Annotated in this window: 12 protein-coding genes and 1 pseudogene; 4 read left to right on the forward strand and 9 right to left on the reverse strand. The window is 69.0% G+C overall.

From position 1 onward, the window contains the following. Positions 1–84: 84 nt before the first annotated feature. From icmF to ACWDSL_RS34775, 3 genes and pseudogenes are all read right to left on the reverse strand, one after another. Positions 85–2,694 (reverse strand): annotated as a pseudogene (gene icmF, locus ACWDSL_RS34765) (fused isobutyryl-CoA mutase/GTPase IcmF); the annotation flags it as partial. A gap of 115 nt (positions 2,695–2,809) precedes the next feature. Beyond that, entirely contained in the window at positions 2,810–3,574 is a 765-nt protein-coding gene (locus tag ACWDSL_RS34770; RefSeq protein ID WP_450491943.1) for a helical backbone metal receptor, read from the reverse strand. Between the two features lie 556 nt (positions 3,575–4,130). Continuing rightward, a complete protein-coding gene (locus tag ACWDSL_RS34775) occupies positions 4,131–5,069 on the reverse strand; it encodes a LysR family transcriptional regulator (RefSeq protein ID WP_450491944.1) in 939 nt (312 codons plus the stop codon). A gap of 239 nt (positions 5,070–5,308) precedes the next feature. On the opposite strand from ACWDSL_RS34775, the gene ACWDSL_RS34780 reads away from it, so the two are divergent. The 4 genes from ACWDSL_RS34780 (at position 5,309) to ACWDSL_RS34795 (ending at position 9,087) form a co-directional block, all read left to right on the forward strand. Beyond that, positions 5,309–6,199 (forward strand): ABC transporter substrate-binding protein, encoded by an 891-nt coding sequence (locus tag ACWDSL_RS34780; protein WP_450491945.1) that lies wholly within the window; start codon positions 5,309–5,311, stop codon positions 6,197–6,199. Continuing rightward, positions 6,196–7,101: an amino acid ABC transporter permease gene (locus ACWDSL_RS34785; protein WP_450491946.1), complete on the forward strand. Its 906-nt coding sequence runs from the start codon at positions 6,196–6,198 to the stop codon at positions 7,099–7,101. The genes ACWDSL_RS34780 and ACWDSL_RS34785 overlap by 4 nt, the downstream gene beginning before the upstream one ends. After that, complete coding sequence (locus ACWDSL_RS34790) at positions 7,098–7,859, forward strand: amino acid ABC transporter ATP-binding protein (protein WP_450491947.1); 762 nt, start codon at positions 7,098–7,100, stop codon at positions 7,857–7,859. Before ACWDSL_RS34785 ends, ACWDSL_RS34790 begins: the two co-directional genes overlap by 4 nt. A 64-nt stretch (positions 7,860–7,923) precedes the next feature. After that, the gene (locus tag ACWDSL_RS34795; RefSeq protein WP_450491948.1) at positions 7,924–9,087 is read left to right on the forward strand and encodes an NAD(P)/FAD-dependent oxidoreductase; all 1,164 of its coding nucleotides are present in this window, start codon (positions 7,924–7,926) and stop codon (positions 9,085–9,087) included. Between the two features lie 66 nt (positions 9,088–9,153). Here ACWDSL_RS34795 and ACWDSL_RS34800 read toward each other — a convergent pair whose 3' ends face one another. The 6 genes from ACWDSL_RS34800 to ACWDSL_RS34825 all read right to left on the reverse strand — a co-directional run bounded on the left by ACWDSL_RS34800 (position 9,154) and on the right by ACWDSL_RS34825 (position 17,077). After that, positions 9,154–10,143, reverse strand: a complete 990-nt coding sequence (locus ACWDSL_RS34800) for an AraC-like ligand-binding domain-containing protein (protein WP_450491949.1) — start codon at positions 10,141–10,143, stop codon at positions 9,154–9,156. Between the two features lie 132 nt (positions 10,144–10,275). Further along, positions 10,276–11,091: a carbohydrate ABC transporter permease gene (locus ACWDSL_RS34805; RefSeq protein ID WP_450491950.1), complete on the reverse strand. Its 816-nt coding sequence runs from the start codon at positions 11,089–11,091 to the stop codon at positions 10,276–10,278. A gap of 11 nt (positions 11,092–11,102) precedes the next feature. Beyond that, positions 11,103–12,095 (reverse strand): carbohydrate ABC transporter permease, encoded by a 993-nt coding sequence (locus tag ACWDSL_RS34810; protein WP_450491951.1) that lies wholly within the window; start codon positions 12,093–12,095, stop codon positions 11,103–11,105. Beyond that, entirely contained in the window at positions 12,067–13,314 is a 1,248-nt protein-coding gene (locus ACWDSL_RS34815; RefSeq protein ID WP_450491952.1) for an ABC transporter substrate-binding protein, read from the reverse strand. The genes ACWDSL_RS34810 and ACWDSL_RS34815 overlap by 29 nt, the downstream gene beginning before the upstream one ends. Before the next feature lie 146 nt (positions 13,315–13,460). Further along, entirely contained in the window at positions 13,461–14,207 is a 747-nt protein-coding gene (locus tag ACWDSL_RS34820; RefSeq protein ID WP_450491953.1) for an alpha/beta fold hydrolase, read from the reverse strand. A gap of 104 nt (positions 14,208–14,311) precedes the next feature. Further along, on the reverse strand, positions 14,312–17,077 hold the full coding sequence (locus tag ACWDSL_RS34825) for a helix-turn-helix transcriptional regulator (RefSeq protein ID WP_450491954.1): 2,766 nt from the start codon (positions 17,075–17,077) through the stop codon (positions 14,312–14,314). Positions 17,078–17,110 lie beyond the last annotated feature (33 nt).

A 17,110-nucleotide genomic window follows, 5' to 3' on the forward strand; every position in this document is an offset into this window, starting at 1 on the left:
TGACGGCCGGATCGGTGGTGACGTCGGAGTCGATGTCGGACGTGTGGGTGGGGGCGTCGGTCACGGTGTCGTCGCTGCACACCGCAAGGAACGCGGGGTGGTGCGGATGTCGTTGAAGTCCATCTCCTGGGCGTGCAGGGAGCGGCCTGAGGTCTGGACGTGGTACTTCAGCTTCTGGCTGCGCTCATTCGCCCCGTACTTCTCCTTCATCGCCACCGCCCAGATGCGGCGGGCGACCCGGCCGAGCACGGAGTATTCGGGGTCCATGCCGTTGGAGAAGAAGAAGGACAGGTTCGGGGCGAAGTCGTCGATGTCCATACCGCGCGCCAGGTAGGCCTCGACATAGGTGAAGCCGTTGGCCAAGGTGAAGGCCAGCTGGCTGATGGGGTTCGCCCCGGCTTCGGCGATGTGGTAGCCGGAGATGGACACCGAGTAGAAGTTGCGGACCTTGTGCGCGATGAACCACTCCTGGATGTCGGCCATCATCCGCAGGGAGAACTCGGTGGAGAACAGGCAGGTGTTCTGGCCCTGGTCCTCCTTGAGGATGTCGGCCTGCACCGTGCCGCGCACGCTCGCCAGCGCGTGTGCACGCAGTTCGGCGGCTTCCTCGGGTGACGGGTCGCGCCCCTCGGCGGCGCGGAATCTCATCGTCTGCTGGTCGATGGCGGTGTTCAGGAAGAACGCCAGGATGGTCGGCGCGGGTCCGTTGATCGTCATGGAGACCGAGGTCGTCGGCGCCACCAGGTCGAAGCCGTCGTAGAGGGCCTTCATGTCCTCCAGCGTGGCCACCGACACCCCGGAGGTGCCGACCTTGCCGTAGATGTCGGGGCGCTCGCCGGGGTCACGGCCGTAGAGGGTGACCGAGTCGAAGGCGGTGGACAGCCGGGTGGCGGGCTGACCCTCGGAGAGCAGCTTGAAGCGCCGGTTGGTACGGAACGGATCGCCCTCGCCGGCGAACATCCGCGCCGGGTCCTCCCCGTCGCGTTTGAACGGGAACACCCCGGCCGTGAAGGGGAAGTAGCCGGGCAGGTTCTCCCGGCGCCAGAACCGCACCAGCTCCCCGTGGTCGGTGAACCGGGGCAGGGCGACGCGGGGGACCTTGTTGCCGGACAGGGACTCGCGGGTCAGCTTGGTGCGGATCTCCCGGTCGCGGACCTTCACGACCTGCTCGTCACCGGAGTAGGCGGCCACGACGGCCGGCCAGTTCCCGATCTGCTCCGTGACGTCGTGCGGAAGTTGCTTACGGGCGTCCGCCAGCAGCGACTGCACGCTCCCGGCGTCGGAGCCGGCCTCGACGAGCTCGTCCCTGACCGCGTCCAGGCGCTGCACCCTGCGGGCCGCCCCGGCCAGCCGCTCGGTCTCCTCGTGATACCGGCGGACCGTCTCGTTGATCTCGGCGAGGTAGCGCACCCGGTCCGTGGGCACCACCTGCCGGATGCCCGAGGAGTGGCGTACGTCGACCGGCGGCAGCGCGCCCTCGGACAGCGGCAGACCCCGCTCGGCCAGGGCGGTCCTCAGGTACTGGTAGAGCGCGGTGACACCGTCGTCGTTGAACGTGGCCGCCGAGGTGCCGTACACCGGCATGTCCTCGGGCCGCATACCGAACGCCTCGCGGTTACGGACCAGTTGGCGGCCCACATCACGCAGTGCGTCCTTGGCGCCACGCCGTTCGAACTTGTTGATGGCCACCACATCGGCGAAGTCGAGCATGTCGATCTTCTCCAGCTGCGAGGCGGCGCCGAACTCCGGCGTCATCACATACAGCGAGGTGTCGACGAACGGCACGATCGCCGCGTCCCCCTGGCCGATGCCCGGCGTCTCCACGACCACCAGATCGAACCCGGCCGCCTTGACCACGTCGATGACGTCAGACAGCTGCTCGGGCAGCTCGCGGCTGCCGCGCGTGGCCAGACTCCGGAAGAAGACCCGGTGCCCGTCCAGGGAGTTCATCCGGATCCGGTCGCCGAGCAGCGCCCCGCCGCCACGGCGGCGGGTCGGGTCGACCGCGATCACCGCGATCCGCAACTTGTCGTGCTGGTCCACCCGGAAGCGGCGTACCAGCTCGTCGGTCAGCGAGGACTTTCCCGAGCCGCCGGTGCCGGTGATGCCGAGCACCGGTGTGACCCGCGCCGCCGCGGCGGCACGCACCTGTTCCAGCAGCTCCGGGGGCAGCTTGCCGAGCTCGGCACCGGTGATGGCGCGGGCGATCGCGAACCGGTCGCCGGCGAGTACGGCGGCGGCATCGGCCGGTTTGCCGTCCCAGAGGTCGAAATCGCAGTCCCGTACCACCGAGTTGACCATCCCGGCGAGACCCAGCCGCTGGCCGTCCTCGGGCGAGAAGATCGTCACCCCGCATTCGCGCAGTCGGGCGATCTCCTCGGGCACGATGACACCGCCTCCGCCGCCCACCACGCGGACGTGGTCGGCTCCCCGCTCGCGCAGCGACGTGGCCAGGTACTCGAAGTACTCCACGTGTCCGCCCTGGTAGGAGGAGACCGCGACGCCGTGTGCGTCCTCCTCCAGCGCCGCGTCCACGACCTCGCGCACGGAGCGGTTGTGCCCGAGATGGATCACCTCGGCGCCCTGGGACTGGAAGATCCGCCGCATGATGTTGATCGACGCATCGTGCCCGTCGAACAGCGCCGAAGCCGTAACCAGGCGGACAGGGTGCACGGGACGGTGCAGATCGCTCATGAGGGCCTTCCCAGACAGCTGAGGGGACGCTGACCAACAAGATACTAGGACGTCCTAGTAAATTACTGAAGGTGATTTCGGTGTGAAGAGAAGCACAGCGGGTGAGCCCTTCGGCTCACAGCGCGGCGACGAGCCGCCGCAGCATCTCGTGCGCCGGCAGCAGCGACGGGCCGTACCAGGTAATCAGCCGACCGCTGACCAGGCGGGTCGGTGTGCGGTGGAAGGCCTCGGGGCCGTCGCTCTCGGTGAACACATACGGCTCGTCGGGCAGCAGGACGACGCCCACGTCCGGTCGGTCGACCTCATCCAGCGCCATATGCGGATAGCGGTCCGCATGCTGGGCAAACGCATTGGCGATACCGGCCCGGCGCAGCAGGTCGCCGGTGAAGGTGGACCTCCCGACCACCATCCAGGGGTCCCGCCAGATCGGGACCGCCGCGGTGACCGCAACCTCGGGAAGGGGGCCCGACCAGAGCTCCCGCGCCGCGTCGAGCCAGTCGGGGACCGGGACGTGCAGCACCTCGGCGAACAGCCGCTCGAGCGAGTCCAGGGCCTGTGGGACGGTCTCGATGACGGTCACCCACACCGGCACTCCGGCGGCGCGCAGCCGACGGACGTCGAGTTCGCGGTTCTCCTCCTTGTTCGCGATCACGAGATCCGGCCGCAGCCGGGCGATCGCCTCCCGGTCGGGGTTCTTGGTGCCCCGCACCCGTACCACGTCCAGATCACCGGGATGGGTGCACCACTGGGTCGCCCCGACCAGGACCTCGGGATGGCCGGCGGCGACCGCCTCCGTGAGCGACGGCACCAGCGACACCACCCGGCGTGGCGGACGGGCCAGGTGCACAGCGGTGCCCATGTCGTCGTACAGCGGTGGCATGGCCGCTCCCCTCGCTTTCTCTCATCCTCCCTGGCCTTCCAACTTTGTCCGCGTCGCGGGGAAGGCACCTGCCGTCCTCTACATCGTCCACAACCGGGTCTCCCTGCGGACGCTGCGCCGGGTGCACCGGCTGCCGGCGGACAACGGACCCCGGGTCCCCGGTGGACGCGCCAGCCCCGCGCGTCATCTGCCCGCGGTGCTGCTGCTTGGCGGCTGCCTGCTGACGGCCGCCGCGACCACCTCGCCACCGGTAGCCTTCGCCGCCAAGGTGCTGGAGGGAGCGGCGACGAACGTGGTCGGGGTGCTGGCCGTGACCTTCGTGTCACTGCTGGCGGCCGAGCAGCTGCGCGGCCGGATGAAGACCCTGCCGACCACGGCCAACCGCGTCTCTTTGGGCGGCGCGAAGGGGGCTCTGCCTCCCCTCGCCGGCGGGCTGGGCCGTCCACAGCGCCTACGCCGCGGCGGGGGCGGTGGTCCTGGCCGGTGTCGCCCTGGCCGCTCTCCTCCTGCGCCGCCGCCCCGCTCCTCGACCCGTTGCGCGGCGATGAGGCAGGTCTCAGAGGGCCACCGGAAACTCGGTCTGAAGCCACCGCTGCTCGACACCGTCCGCCGCCGTGCGCAGCATGGCGATGGCCTGGTCAAGCAGCGGGTTCGGGTCCGCGGCGCGGCGGACCGCGGAGACTCTTCGCACATGGGAGGGGTCGGCGAGGCGGATCACATGGACATCCGAGGACTCGATCATGGCCAACTCCGGGATGATCGCGATGCCCAGGCCCTTGCGGACGAGCTCGAACGGCAGGTTGTAGTCGTTGGTGCGGAAGAGCACATCGGGGTGGAAACCGGAGGCCGCGCAGATCCGGAACAGGGAGCGGGCCGCGTCCGTGTCCTCCAGGAAGCAGATCCAGCGCTCATCGGCCAGCTCGCTGATCTGCACGCGCTTGCGGTGCGCAAGCCTGTGGCCGGTGGGCAGCAGCAGATACAGCGGCTCTTCCAGGAGCGGCGTCAGGTCCAGGTCGCTCTGCCAGCTGCTGTGCGGCACCGTTCCGTATTCGAAGACGACGGCGAGGTCCAGCCGTCCGTCGAGGACGGCGGGCACCGTGACCGGTGGATCGCCTTCCTGGTAGCGGATGTCCACGTCGGGGCGGTCCCGCAGGAAGGCGGCGAGCAGCGCGGGGACGAGTTTGAAACCGGCCGACCAGAAGCTGCCCAGGTGAAGCCGGCCGCGCTGAGCCGAGGCGAACGAGCGCATCTCGTCCTCCGCCGCCGCCAGATCCGCCAGCAACCGGGTGGCGCGGCGGGCCAGTTGGATGCCCGCCGGTGTGGGCCGCACGCTGCGCGGAGTGCGCTCGAAGAGCTTGACGCCCACCGCGCGCTCGATGGACGAGATCTGCTGGGAAACGGCCGATGGCGTGAATCCCAGTTTTCTGGCAGCCGTCCGGAGGGAGCCAGTGGCCACGACCTCGCGAAGGGCCATGAGCTGCGTCGGGGTCAGCATCGCCCGAACTTAACGCCTGGCGCACCATGAGCACCATGGTCTGTTCCTCGAGCTTTTTCCGGCAGCTCCACCCCGAACACGTCTGACGTGGCGGGGAGGGATCGACGGGGGCTCCGAGCATCAGCCCAACTGAACAACAGGGTCGCTAATGCTCATCCTGAACGACCTTGCGTCGGTGGTGGGCGTCCCGCACATTGTGGGGAGCCAAATCCAGCCAACCCGATGAGAGAGGGGCCCTCATGGCCGTTCGACGTGCGCTGATGTCTCTCGTCCTGGTAGGGCTCGCGGCCACGACGGCGTGCGGCCCGACGAGCGGTGAGTCGAAGTCCACCGCCCCGAAGCAGAAGGTGGACCAGCGGCTGCACGATCTGCTGCCCGCGAAGATCAAGAAGTCCGGCAAGCTGGCCGTCGCGCAGGGCAACAACTATCCGCCTCTGGTCTTCCTCGACAGCGACAACAAAACGGTCATCGGCATGGAGCCGGACCTGATGAACGCCATCGGCGAGCTGCTGGGCGTCAAGGTCGAATTCTCCCAGACCAGCTTCGACAGCCTGATCGCCGGCGTCCATGCCCACCGCTACGACCTCGCCATTCAGGCCATGCTGGACAAGCCCGAGCGGCGTGAGCACATCACCTTCGTCGACTACTTCAAGACCAGCAGCTCGATTCTGGTGCAAGCGCAGGACGCCACGGAGATCGGCTCGCTCGGCGATCTGTGCGGCAAGTCCGTCGCCGTGGAGCAGGGCACCGCCCAGGTCGACGACGCCAAGGCCCAGTCCGACACATGCCGGAAGGCGGGCAAGCCGGCGGTGAAGCCCCTGGTCTTCCCCGACACGGTCGGCTGTATCCAGGCCCTGTCCACCTCGCGGGCGGACGCCTTCGTCGGCGGGACCCCCACCGTCGTCTACCACGCGGGGAAGTCTGCCGGGAAGCTGAAGAAGGTGGGCGAGCCCTACCGGTATCTGCCTTACGGAATCCTGGTCGACAAGCAGGACACCTCGCTGGTCAAGGCCGTCCAGGGCGCCCTGAGCGAGCTGATGCGCAACGGCACCTACCGAAAGATCCTCCAGGCCTGGAAGCTGTCCTCCGGCGCCCTCGACCGCGCCACGGTCAACGGCGGTGCCTCATGAGCGGACGGTCGCCGCAGTACACCACCGAGGTGCTGAAGCAGGACGGTGGTACGGCAGCGCGCCCGGCCGACCAGGGCGTGCCGATCCAGGCGGTTCCGCTGCGCCACCCCGGCCGATGGTGCGCGTCCGCCGTGATGGTCTTTCTGGTGGTCTTCCTGGTCCAGGGGTGGGCGACCAATCCGCGCATGCAATGGGGCGTGGTGGGGGAATACCTCTTCGCTCCCGCGGTGCTCGAGGGACTGCGGACCACCGCCGTGCTGACGGTGCTGGCCATGGTCATCGGGATCGTGGGCGGCATCGTCCTGGCGATCTTGCGGATGTCGTCCAATCCGCTGCTGTCGGCGCTCAGCGGTTTCTACATCTGGGTCTTCCGCGGCACCCCGCTCCTCGTCCAGCTGTTGTTCTGGTACTTCCTGTCCGCCGTCGTTCCCACGGTGGGGCTCGGCATCCCGTGGGGCCCGACCTTCGTCGAGGCCGACACCAACCAGCTCATCACCCAGATGACGGCGGCCGTACTCGGACTCGGGCTGCATGAGGCCGCGTACATGGCCGAAATCGTACGCGCCGGTATCTCCTCGGTGGACGACGGGCAGACCGAGGCGGCGCATGCGCTCGGAATGACGCGGCGCCAGACGATGCGGCGGATCGTCCTGCCGCAGGCGATGCGGGTCATCATTCCGCCCACCGGCAACCAGGCGGTTTCGATGCTCAAGACCACCTCGTTGGTGTTCGCCATCGCCGTGCCCGAACTGCTCACCTCCGTCCAGGGCATCTACTCCCGCAACTTCGCGCAGATTCCGCTGCTCACGGTCGCCTGCATCTGGTATCTCGTCGCCACCACCGTGCTCACCGTGGCCCAGCGCTACCTCGAGCGCGTCTTCCGGAAGGACAGCTCGTCATGACCGTGGTGGTGAGGGCCGAGGGGGTACGCAAGAACTTCGGGCCCGTGGAGGTGTTGAAGGGCGTCGACCTTCAGGTGGCCCAGGGTGAAGTGCTCTGTCTGGTGGGGCCGTCCGGATCGGGCAAGTCGACCCTCCTGCGCTGTGTCAACCATCTGGAGCGGGTGGACGCGGGCCGTCTGTACGTACGCGACAGACTGATCGGGTACGAGGAGCGCGGAGGGAGGATCCACGAACTCTCCGACAAGGCGGTGGCCGAGCAGCGCCGTGGCATCGGGATGGTCTTCCAGCAGTTCAATCTCTTCCCCCATATGACCGCGCTGCAGAACGTCATGGAAGCGCCGGTACGGGTCGCCGGGGAGCGCAAGGAGATCGCCAGGGCACGGGCGCTGAAGCTGCTGACCCGGGTCGGCCTGGCGGACAAGTGCGAGAGCTACCCCTCCCAGTTGTCCGGAGGCCAGCAGCAGCGGGTGGCCATCGCCCGGGCATTGGCCATGGAACCAGAGCTGATGCTCTTCGACGAGCCCACCTCCGCCCTCGATCCCGAGCTCGTGGGCGAGGTCCTCGATGTGATGCGGGCGCTCGCCCGGGACGGTATGACCATGATCGTCGTCACCCATGAGATGGGTTTCGCGCGCGAGGTGTGCGACTCGCTGGCCTTCATGGACGGCGGGGTCGTGGTGGAGTCGGGTCCGCCCGACGCCGTCATCGGTTCACCGCGCCACGAACGCACCCAGGCGTTTCTTCGCAAGGTCCGCTGAACCAGTCCGCCGACCTGCCGCCGCTGACACCTGGTCAGCTCTGATCAACCCTTAAGGAATCCACGTGTCCCGTGTCATCGTCCTCGGTGCCGGCGTGATCGGCGCTTCCGTCGCCTATCACCTGGCACTGGCCGGCGCCGACGTCACCGTGATCGAAGCGGGCGGCCCCGCCGCGGGAACGTCCAGCGCGACCTTCGCCATGGACGTCACCCACCTCAAAACCCCGGTCAGCTACTACGAGTTCAACCGCCGCAGCGCCGCCCTCCACGCCGAACTGGCCGCGGAACTGGGCGGCGCCTCATGGCGCCATGCCGCCCCCACGGTGCAGTGGGCCGATACGGCGGCCGAACAGCGGTCGCTCCGGGACCGGGCCACCCGGCTGCGCTCCTGGGGCCACCCGTGCCGGATCGCGGACCCGGCCGAACTGCGCGAACTGGCACCCGCGGTGGACCCCGGTGCCTGCTCCGCGGAGGAAATCGTCGTCCACGACGGCACCGCCTGGTACGACGCTCCTCTGTTCGTGCGGTCACTGCTCGACCGGGCCGCCCTGCTCGGGGCGGACATCCACTACGGTCTGCGGGCCACCGGTCTGTCGCTCGACGGTGGCCGGGTGCGGGGTGTGCGGACCGAGTCGCGCAGCTGGGAGGCCGACTGGGTGGTGAACTGCGCGGGCCCGGACGCGGACCGGATCGCCGGCTTCGCGGGCGTACGCCTTCCGATGGACCGCGTGCCCGGCCTGGTCGGTGAGACCACCCCGGTGCCCGAGGCCCGGCTGGAGGCGATTCTCACCACGCCCGAGGTGGATCTGCGGCCCGCACCGGGCGACCGTATCTGCTCGATCTCGTGGTCCATCGACGCCATGCTGCCCCAAGAGCCCGCTCCGGGTGACCGGCTCACGCCCCAGGAGCGCCTGCACCGTCATGGCCGGCGCCTGCTTCCCGCGCTCCGCTCCACACGGCTGGCCGGCGCCCGGATCGGCGTCCGCCCCGTCCCCACCGATGGTCTCCCCCTGGTGGGCACCAGCCCGGCGGCCCCGGGACTCTACAGCGTGGTGACCCACAGCGGCGTCAATCTGGCCCCGCTGCTCGGGCGGTTGGTGGCCGACGAGATCAGCCACGGACGGCCACGTGCCGAGCTCGCCCCGTACCGGGTGACACGCGATGTGGCAGCCACCGTGCAGGATGAGAGCCTGCACCGGATGAGCGGTGAGAGAGCCGCCCTCCACTGAGGTCGTAGGCGTGTTGTCGCCCTGGAGGCCGGTCGGCGACGCCGGCCGGACGATCCGGATTCGCCCCTACGACGCCAAGCCTTGCGTGTCGCGCCACTCGCGGGGAGCCATCCCGTAGGTGGCCCGAAAAGCCCGGCTGAAATGCGCGGCGCTGCTGAAACCCCATCGGTGCGCCACTGCGGCGATCGTGGTGCCGTTCGCGCGGTACGCCAGGTCGCGTCGGCACTCCTCCAGGCGACGCCGCTGGATCCACCGGCCGACCGTGGCGTCTTCGCTCTCGAACAGCTTGTGCAGATAGCGCAGGGATATGCGGTGGGCCCGGGCGATGGCCTGCGGGGTGAGATCGGGGTCTGCGAGATGGCGGTCGATGAACGCCTGGATCCGCAGCAGCAGTGCCCGGTTCCCGCCGGGCGTGTCCGCGTTCGACCGGCCGAGGACCTCCCCGGCCAGCACACCGAGCAGGTCCACGACGTTACGGGCCATCCGCTCGCTGGTGTGTGGCGAGTAGGTTCCCGCGCCGTCCACGAGCCCGGCCAGGAAGGGCGAGAGCAGACCACCGAGGGGGGTGTCGGGGCCGAGCGGGGACGCCGTGACATGAGTCATGTCGGACTCGCTCAGGCCCAGAACGTCTCTCGGCACGACGAGGGACTTCGTCCGGAAGGACTCGGGAAGATTCAGCCGGAGGGGGCGCGTCATGTCGTAGACGAAGATGTCTCCCGGCCCGAGGACCGCTTCACGGCCGTCCTGCTCCAGTCGGGCGACTCCCCTGTCCAGCAGTTTGACGACCACGTAGTCTTTGCCGCCCTGCGTGACCAGTCGGCGGGTGCGCAGGGCGGACAGGCAGTCGCCGTCCACGGTGACTGCCTGGAGCGGGCCGAGCGGTGCCGTACGGATCGTGCCGGAGTACACCTCGTCGGGGACGGTCATGTCCACGGCGCCGAACGTTTGGGACAGGGCTTCACGCCAGTACGACCGTCTGCGGGGGACGGGCAGCGATTCGATGGTGTGGAAGCTGCCGGGTGCGCTTCGTTCCTGGACCAGCACGTCGGGCGCCATCAGATCCCTCCGTCCCCTTCTTCAATCGGTGAGCCTTCCGCATCACCGTGCCAGCGGCGGCGGAGCGGCACATCGCGTGAATCCGCTAGATCACGGTTACGGGTACGGGACCGGGACGGGCGGGACCCGCCTTCACTTGCCGACCCCCCTGGTGGCGCCGGCGGTGACATAGCGCTGAGCGACGACGAGCAGTACGGCGGCAGGGACGGACGCCAAGACTGACGTGGCCATGACGGCGTTCCACTGGTTCGTATGGGCCCCCATGTACTGGTAGATGCCCAGGGTGACCGGCTGAACGGTATCCGTGGTGGTCAGTGTGAGAGCGAAGAGGAAGTCACTCCAGGTGAAGAGGAAGGTGAAGACGGCGGCGGTGATCAATGCGTTGGTGCTCACCGGGAGCACCACGGAGGCGAAGACCCGCAGCCTGCCGGCGCCGTCCACGCGCGCGGCATCGATGATCTCCCTGGGAATGCTCCGCATGAACGAACGCATGATGATGACCGCGAAGGGGACCCCGGCGGTGGAGTCGGCGAGGATCAGCCCGGGGTAGGAGTTCAGAAGTCCCAGGTCGTTGTAGGCGCCGTAGAGCACGTTGGCCACGACGATGCCCGGCACCATCTGTGTGATCAGGATGCCGAACATCACGAGGTTGGTTCCGCGGAGCGGGAAGTGGGCCAGCGCGTAGGCCGCCGGCGCGGCGAGCCCGAGGCTGAGCGCCACGCTGCCGAGGCTGACGACGAGGCTGGTGACGAGGTTGCCTCCCTGATCGCGCAGTGCGGTGAGGTATCCGCTGAAGTCCGGATGGGAGGGAAACCAGCCTCCCTGGAGCGTGTTGCCCGCCGGCTGGAGGGAGGCGTTCACCATCCAGTAGACGGGAAACAGCATCACCGCGAGCAGGGCGATTCCGACGAGGGTGGACAGCCGGCCACGGCCCGGCGAGCGCTTCATGGAATCGCCTCTCAGACGTTACGGGCGCGACGGCCGGCGCGCAGGTAGACGAGGGCGAAGGCGAGCGAGATGACGATGAGCACATTGCTCATCGCGGCACCGCGTCCGAACTCGAACTGCTGAAAGGACAGTTCGTAGGACTGCGTGGCGATGGTCTCCGTGGCGTTGGCCGGTCCTCCGCCCGTCACCACGAGGATGATGTCCAGCACCTTGACCGTGTAGACCACGCCCAGCACCAGCACGACACTCACCACGGGCCGCAGCAGTGGCCAGGTGATATGGCGGAACGACGCCACCGGGCCGGCGCCGTCCAGCTTCGCCGCCTCGTACAGGTGCCCGGGGATGTCCTGGAGGCCGCCGTACAGGAGCGCGGTGTTGAAGGGGATTCCGACCCAGATGTTGATGAGAATCACCGATACGAGCGCCTGTGAGGTGCCGGTGAGCCAGGGGATGCCGGACGACGAGAGATGGAGGCCGCGCAGCACCGCGTTGACGACTCCCGTGTCGGGGTCGAGCATCCACTTCCACGTCGTTCCGGAGACGACCAGCGGCAACAGCCACGGCAGCAGCAGGAGCGATCGCAGAACGCCGCCGAGCGGGAAGCGGCGCTGGAAGAACAGCGCGAAGGCAAGGCCGAGCACGAACTGCCCGAGGATCGAGCCGGCGGTGAACAGGACCGTGGTCAGCAGGGCCTTGGAGAACAGGTCCGACGAAAGGATCGCCGAGTAGTTCCGCAGCCCCACGAACGGCGCGGAACCCGTGTAGAACGTCGTGGTCGTGTACTGCTGGAAGCTCATCACGACGTTTCTGAAGATCGGATAGCCGAAGAACAACAGCAGGTACGCCGCGGCGGGCACGATGAACATCCACTGGGCCAGGCGCTCCCACAAGCGCGCCCGGGCCGCGGCCCGCTCCCCCGCGGCGATGGCGCCGTCGTCCTGCCCGGTGCGGGACTTCGGCGGGGCCTGGGGCAGGTCAGTTACCGGTCGCGAACCGCTGCGCATGCCTGAGGGCTTCCTCCGGTGTCTGTTCGCCCGTCAGTGCGGACTGGATCGCGGTGTATATCCCGGTCGCCGCCTTGGGCCACCTGACGCCGAGCTCGCTGGTGCGGGCGCGCGCCGTTTCCACGCTCGTGATGAAGGCAGCCATCGACGGAACCTGCTCGGCGCGCCGGGCGGCCACCGCGGTACGCGAGGGCACGGTGAAGTGCTGCTCGGCCAGGGTGAGCATGTTCGAGGAGCTGTTCAGGCAGGCGAGTACCTGGGCGGCCTTCTGCTGCCGGGCCTTGGACGAGCTCTGCGGGACCGTCCACACCTCACCGCCGAGCGGGGTGACCGGGGTCTGCCCCGCCCGGGGAACGGGGATGGGGGCAACCCCCCAGCGCAGGTTCTTGTCCTTGTTCAGGGCGGGGATCCGCCAGGGGCCGTTGACCATCATGGCTGTCCTTCCGGCGATGAACTGATCGTGGACATCGGCCTGTGTCCAGTTCAGCACCGACTTGGACATGGATCCGCTCTTCACCAGGTCGACCCACAGTTGGAGTGCCTGCGCGGCCTGCGGGGTGTCCAGCCGCCTCTCGTCCCCGCCGTTGGACCACAGGAAGGGGAGGAACTGCCAGGTGCCCTCAAATGTGGCGTTCGCGTCGACCGCCATGCCGTAGCGCCCGGGACGGGTCAGCTCGGCCGCCGCCTTCTTCAGTTCGCCCCAGGTCCTCGGTACGGCGACACCGGCCTTGGCGAGCATGTCCTTGTTGTAGAAGAGGGCGACGGTGCTGACGTAGGGGGCCAGTCCGTACACCTTTCCCTCGTGTGTGCCCGCCGACAGGATGCCCTTGGCGAAGCCGCTGGAGTCGATGGAGAACCGGTCCAAAGGGATCAGCGCGCCGGTCTGTGCGATCTGCTGGAGGTCGGGGTTGTCCAGCATCAACAGATCGGGAAGGGTCCGGGACGACGCCTGCCGCAGGACCTTGGGGACGAGCGACGCGGGCGGAACACTCGTCTGCTCGACCTTCACACCGGCGGTCCTGCCACAGGCGGTGAGCATCTCGTCCCACTGGGTGTGCTCGGGTTCGTCGGTGTAGTAGTCGAGCGCGGTGATGGAGGTCACCTTGCCGCCACCGGACCCGGCGCCGGCGCCGCACCCGGTGGCGGCCACCACCAGAGTGATGGCCCCGGTCAGGAGGGCGGCGATCCGCCGCGCCGGCGGTCTGGCCGGTGAGATCATGCAGGTGCCTTTGCCGAGTGATGTCAGTGGCCGAAGCCGGTGTCGCGAGGGTGGACGGACTCCAGGGCGCCGCCGAGATGACCCATACCGGCATCTTTCGCTCGAACGCATGTTACAGGGCGGCCCTGACCGGCCGATGACATGGATCATTCGGCCCTGTGGTCATGGCCCTGTCCGGCGGCTTCCCGGATCATCGCCACCACGGCGTCGGGCTGCGACAGCACAACGGCGTGTGAGCCGTCCAGCGCGTATTCGGTGGCCGCCATGCGTTGCGCCATGAACCGCTGAGCGGTGGGGTTGAGTATCCGGTCGGCGGTCGCGATGGCGTACCAGGACGGCTTGGAGGCCCAGGCCGGCGGGCCCGACCTGCTGGTCAGCGCGGCGCAGGCGATCGGGCGCTGCGCGACGGACAGCACCTCCTTGACGCCGGCCGGCAGGTCGGCGGCGTACACCTGCGGGAACCGTTCCTTACGGATGTAGATCTCGCGGTCCGGGTCGCCGGACATCGGGGCGGGGAGGGCGGCGATGAAGGTCGCGTCGGCCCCTGGCGCGGGGGCGAAGCGGTTCACGATGTCCAGGACACACTCGCCCGCGTCGAGGCCGAACGCGGCGACGTAGCACAAGGCCACGACATTGTCGGCGTCGGTGGCGGCGTGTGTGATGACCGCGCCACCGTAGTCGTGGCCGACCAGGACGACAGGGACATCGATCTCCCGCACCACGCTCCTGATGTAGGCGGCGTCCTGCACCAGACCACGCAGCGGGTTCGCCGGGGCACGCACGGTCAGCCCGGCGGTGTGAAGCCGGCTGATGACCCCCGCCCACGACGAGGCATCGGTGAACGCCCCATGCACAAGCACGATGGTCGGCGGTACGGGGAGGAAGCTGGGCATGCCGGTGACCTCCGACTGAGTGTGAGGGACACACCAGCCAAGCGCGCTCAGGTGTGGCAGCGCATCGCGTGAACGTACCAACAGGGCCGCTCAGCCAGGTCCGCTCAGCTGTCGGGCAAGGTCAGGACCAGGTTCGCGAGTTGAACCCGCGAGTTGATCGACAGCTTGTGGAAGACGGACGTCAGATGGGTGTTGACCGTATGCGGGGAGACGACGAGCAGGTCGGCGGCCGACCGGTTGGTGTGACCCGCGGCGACAAGGCGTGCGACCTTCTTCTCCGAGGCCGTGAGGGCCCCCCACCCCTGGACGGGGCGCTGCTTCGCCGCTGTCCCGGGGCTGCCTGCACCTGCCCCCTGCAGAGCGTGCTGTACGCATGCCGCCGCGGCGTGGGCGCCCGACTCGGCGAACGTGCCGCGGGCGTGCGTCAGCGCGGCCACTGCCTCACGTTTCCGGCCCGCCGCCAGGAGTGCCTGTCCGAGATCGGCGTATGCGGCGGCCCGGACCAGCGGGCGAGGGCTTGCCTTCAGCAGTTCCGCGGAGCGTTCGAGCATGGCGAGATCGTTCTTCACGAGCCCGAGGGCCTGCGCCGCGATGCCCGTGGCGGTCGGCACGGCGGCGTTGCGTCTCGCATGGGCCGCGGCCTGTGCGGCAAGGTCCTCGGCGAGCTCGTGCTCGGCCCCGCGCAGGGCCATACGTATCGCGGAATCGACCCAGTCGCGCAAGAGCCGCCACCGCATGAAGACACCTTGCTGCTGCACTTGTCGAATCTTGTCGACGGCAAGCCCGATGTCCCCGTCGGCCTCGGCATGGACCGCTTCCAGGAAGCGCACCGCGGCCGTGTTGCCCGGGTTCGGTTTGGCCGCCAGTCTTTCCCGCGCTGCGACCAGGTGCTCCCGCGCGGCTTCCCGGTCGCCGCGCAGCAGGGCGATCCGGGAGCAGATCACGCGGCCGTTCACCTGCTGGACGGGTATCTGTACCTCGTCTTCCAGTCGCTCCATGGTCATGAAGTCGGCCTCGGCGTCGTCGAGCCGGCCGAGGCCCAGATCGCGCAGGCCCTGTGCCCACAGCATCATGGCCTGACGCATCGCCCCGGCGCGCTCCGCCGCTTGCGAGAGCAGCCGTTCGCCGGCCTCGAAGTCGTCCGTGTGCAGATGCGCGACGATCTCTTCGGGAAGGAAGGCGGAATCGATGGCGCTCAGCGCGGCAAAGCGCCCCAGCGCGACCGCGTTCTCACCCGCGTTCTGCGCGATCTCGCCGAGCCCGGACAGGGCCAGGATGTGGGCCTCCCGGTCACCGGCCGCGGTGGCGGCACGCAGCGCGGTCTCTCCGGCCTCACGCGCGGCGACGAGATCGTGGTCCCGGGACAAGGCCAGGGCGTGCAGGGCGGCCAGCCTCGCCCCGATCTCCGGGGCGGCGCCCCCCATGGCGAGGGCGGTTTCGGTCCGGCGGCGCAATTCGCCGGCGAGATCCATGTTCCACAGCGCCCCGCCGAGGGCGGCCTGCAGCCGGCTGAACGCCTCCAGCGGCGGCCGGCCGGCCAGCAGCCGGTCGCCTGTCGACAGCGCCTCGCGGTTCCGGCCGGCCCGTGTCAGGGAGAGGATCGTCCGCTCACCCACGGTGAACCTCAGCGGCAGCGCTGGGGGCACCAGTTCCAGAGCGCGTGTCATCAGGTCGGCCGCGAGGCCCGGCGTGACCGACAGTACGTCGTCGGCCGCTCGCTGCAGCAGCGCTACGGCTTCCTCGTCTCCGAGCAGGGCTCCCCTGAGGATGTGCGGCACCGCGTCGATCGGCTGGTGGCCCGCGGAGACGAGGTGGTGGGCAGCCTCTCGGTGAAGCGCCTTCCGGGCTGACGGCGGGATGTCGACGTAGACCGCCTGGCGCAGCAGATCATGCCGGAAGGCCAGCTGATCACCGTCGTCGTCCAGGAGTCCGGCGCGCACGGCTTCCTCGAGCGCCTCGATCAATGTGGCGGCCGGCCGGCCGCAGAGCGCGGCGGCGTCGTGGAAACCGAAACTGCGTCCCAGCACCGCTCCCATCTGGAGGAAGCGCAGCGTGCCGGGCTGCAGGGACCTGAGCCTGCCCCGCACACCCACCACGAGCCCCGGGGGCACAAGCTCGCCCGGGGGCACGAGTGCGTCCGATGCCTCGGCGGCCCGCAGGCCCGCAAGCATCTCGACCGCCAGAAACGGGTTACCGCCGGCTCCCTCGAGCAGGTCCCGTACCTGCTCGCCAACCGCTGCCCCGAGTGTGTCGCCGACCAGTTGATCGATGGCCGCGCCGGACAGTGGCCCCAAGGGCACGGTGACCGTCGGGAGGTTGCCGGTCGCGGCCGCGACGACCTCTTCCGCTGGGCCCGCGGGCTCCCGTCGCGCGGTCAGCAGCCACAGCACCGGCGAGGTCCGCAGGCGTGCCGGAAGCTGCTTCAGGGCAAACCGGCTCAGCGGATCGGCCCACTGCACGTCGTCCAGGCCGATCAGCACCGGCACGCTGCCTGCTCTGGCTTCGATCGCCTCCGCAAGGCGCTCCACCAGCCAGATGCGCTGATCATGATTGCGGGCGAGATCGGCAAAGGCATCGCCGGACAGCAGTGGCTGATCGCCATGCAGGACGCAGGCCGCCAACGACGAGAGCGGCACGATGTGATGCAGCTCATCGGCCTTGCCGACGCCGACTGAGAATCCCGCCGCCCTGGCCTCGGAGACGGCCTCGGCGAGCAGTGTGCTCTTACCGATGCCCGGTTCCCCCTGGATCAGGGCCAACCCGCCGCTTCCGGTGCGGGCCACCGAGGCGATCAGTGCCTGAAGCTCTTCGAGCTCGGCCTCCCGGCCACGCAGACCTCTACAGGTCAGCGATCCGCCTGCCCTCGCCACTCACGTACCTTTCCTATCCGTACTCCCCGGCCG

This window comes from Streptomyces sp. NPDC000941 (assembly GCF_053599555.1).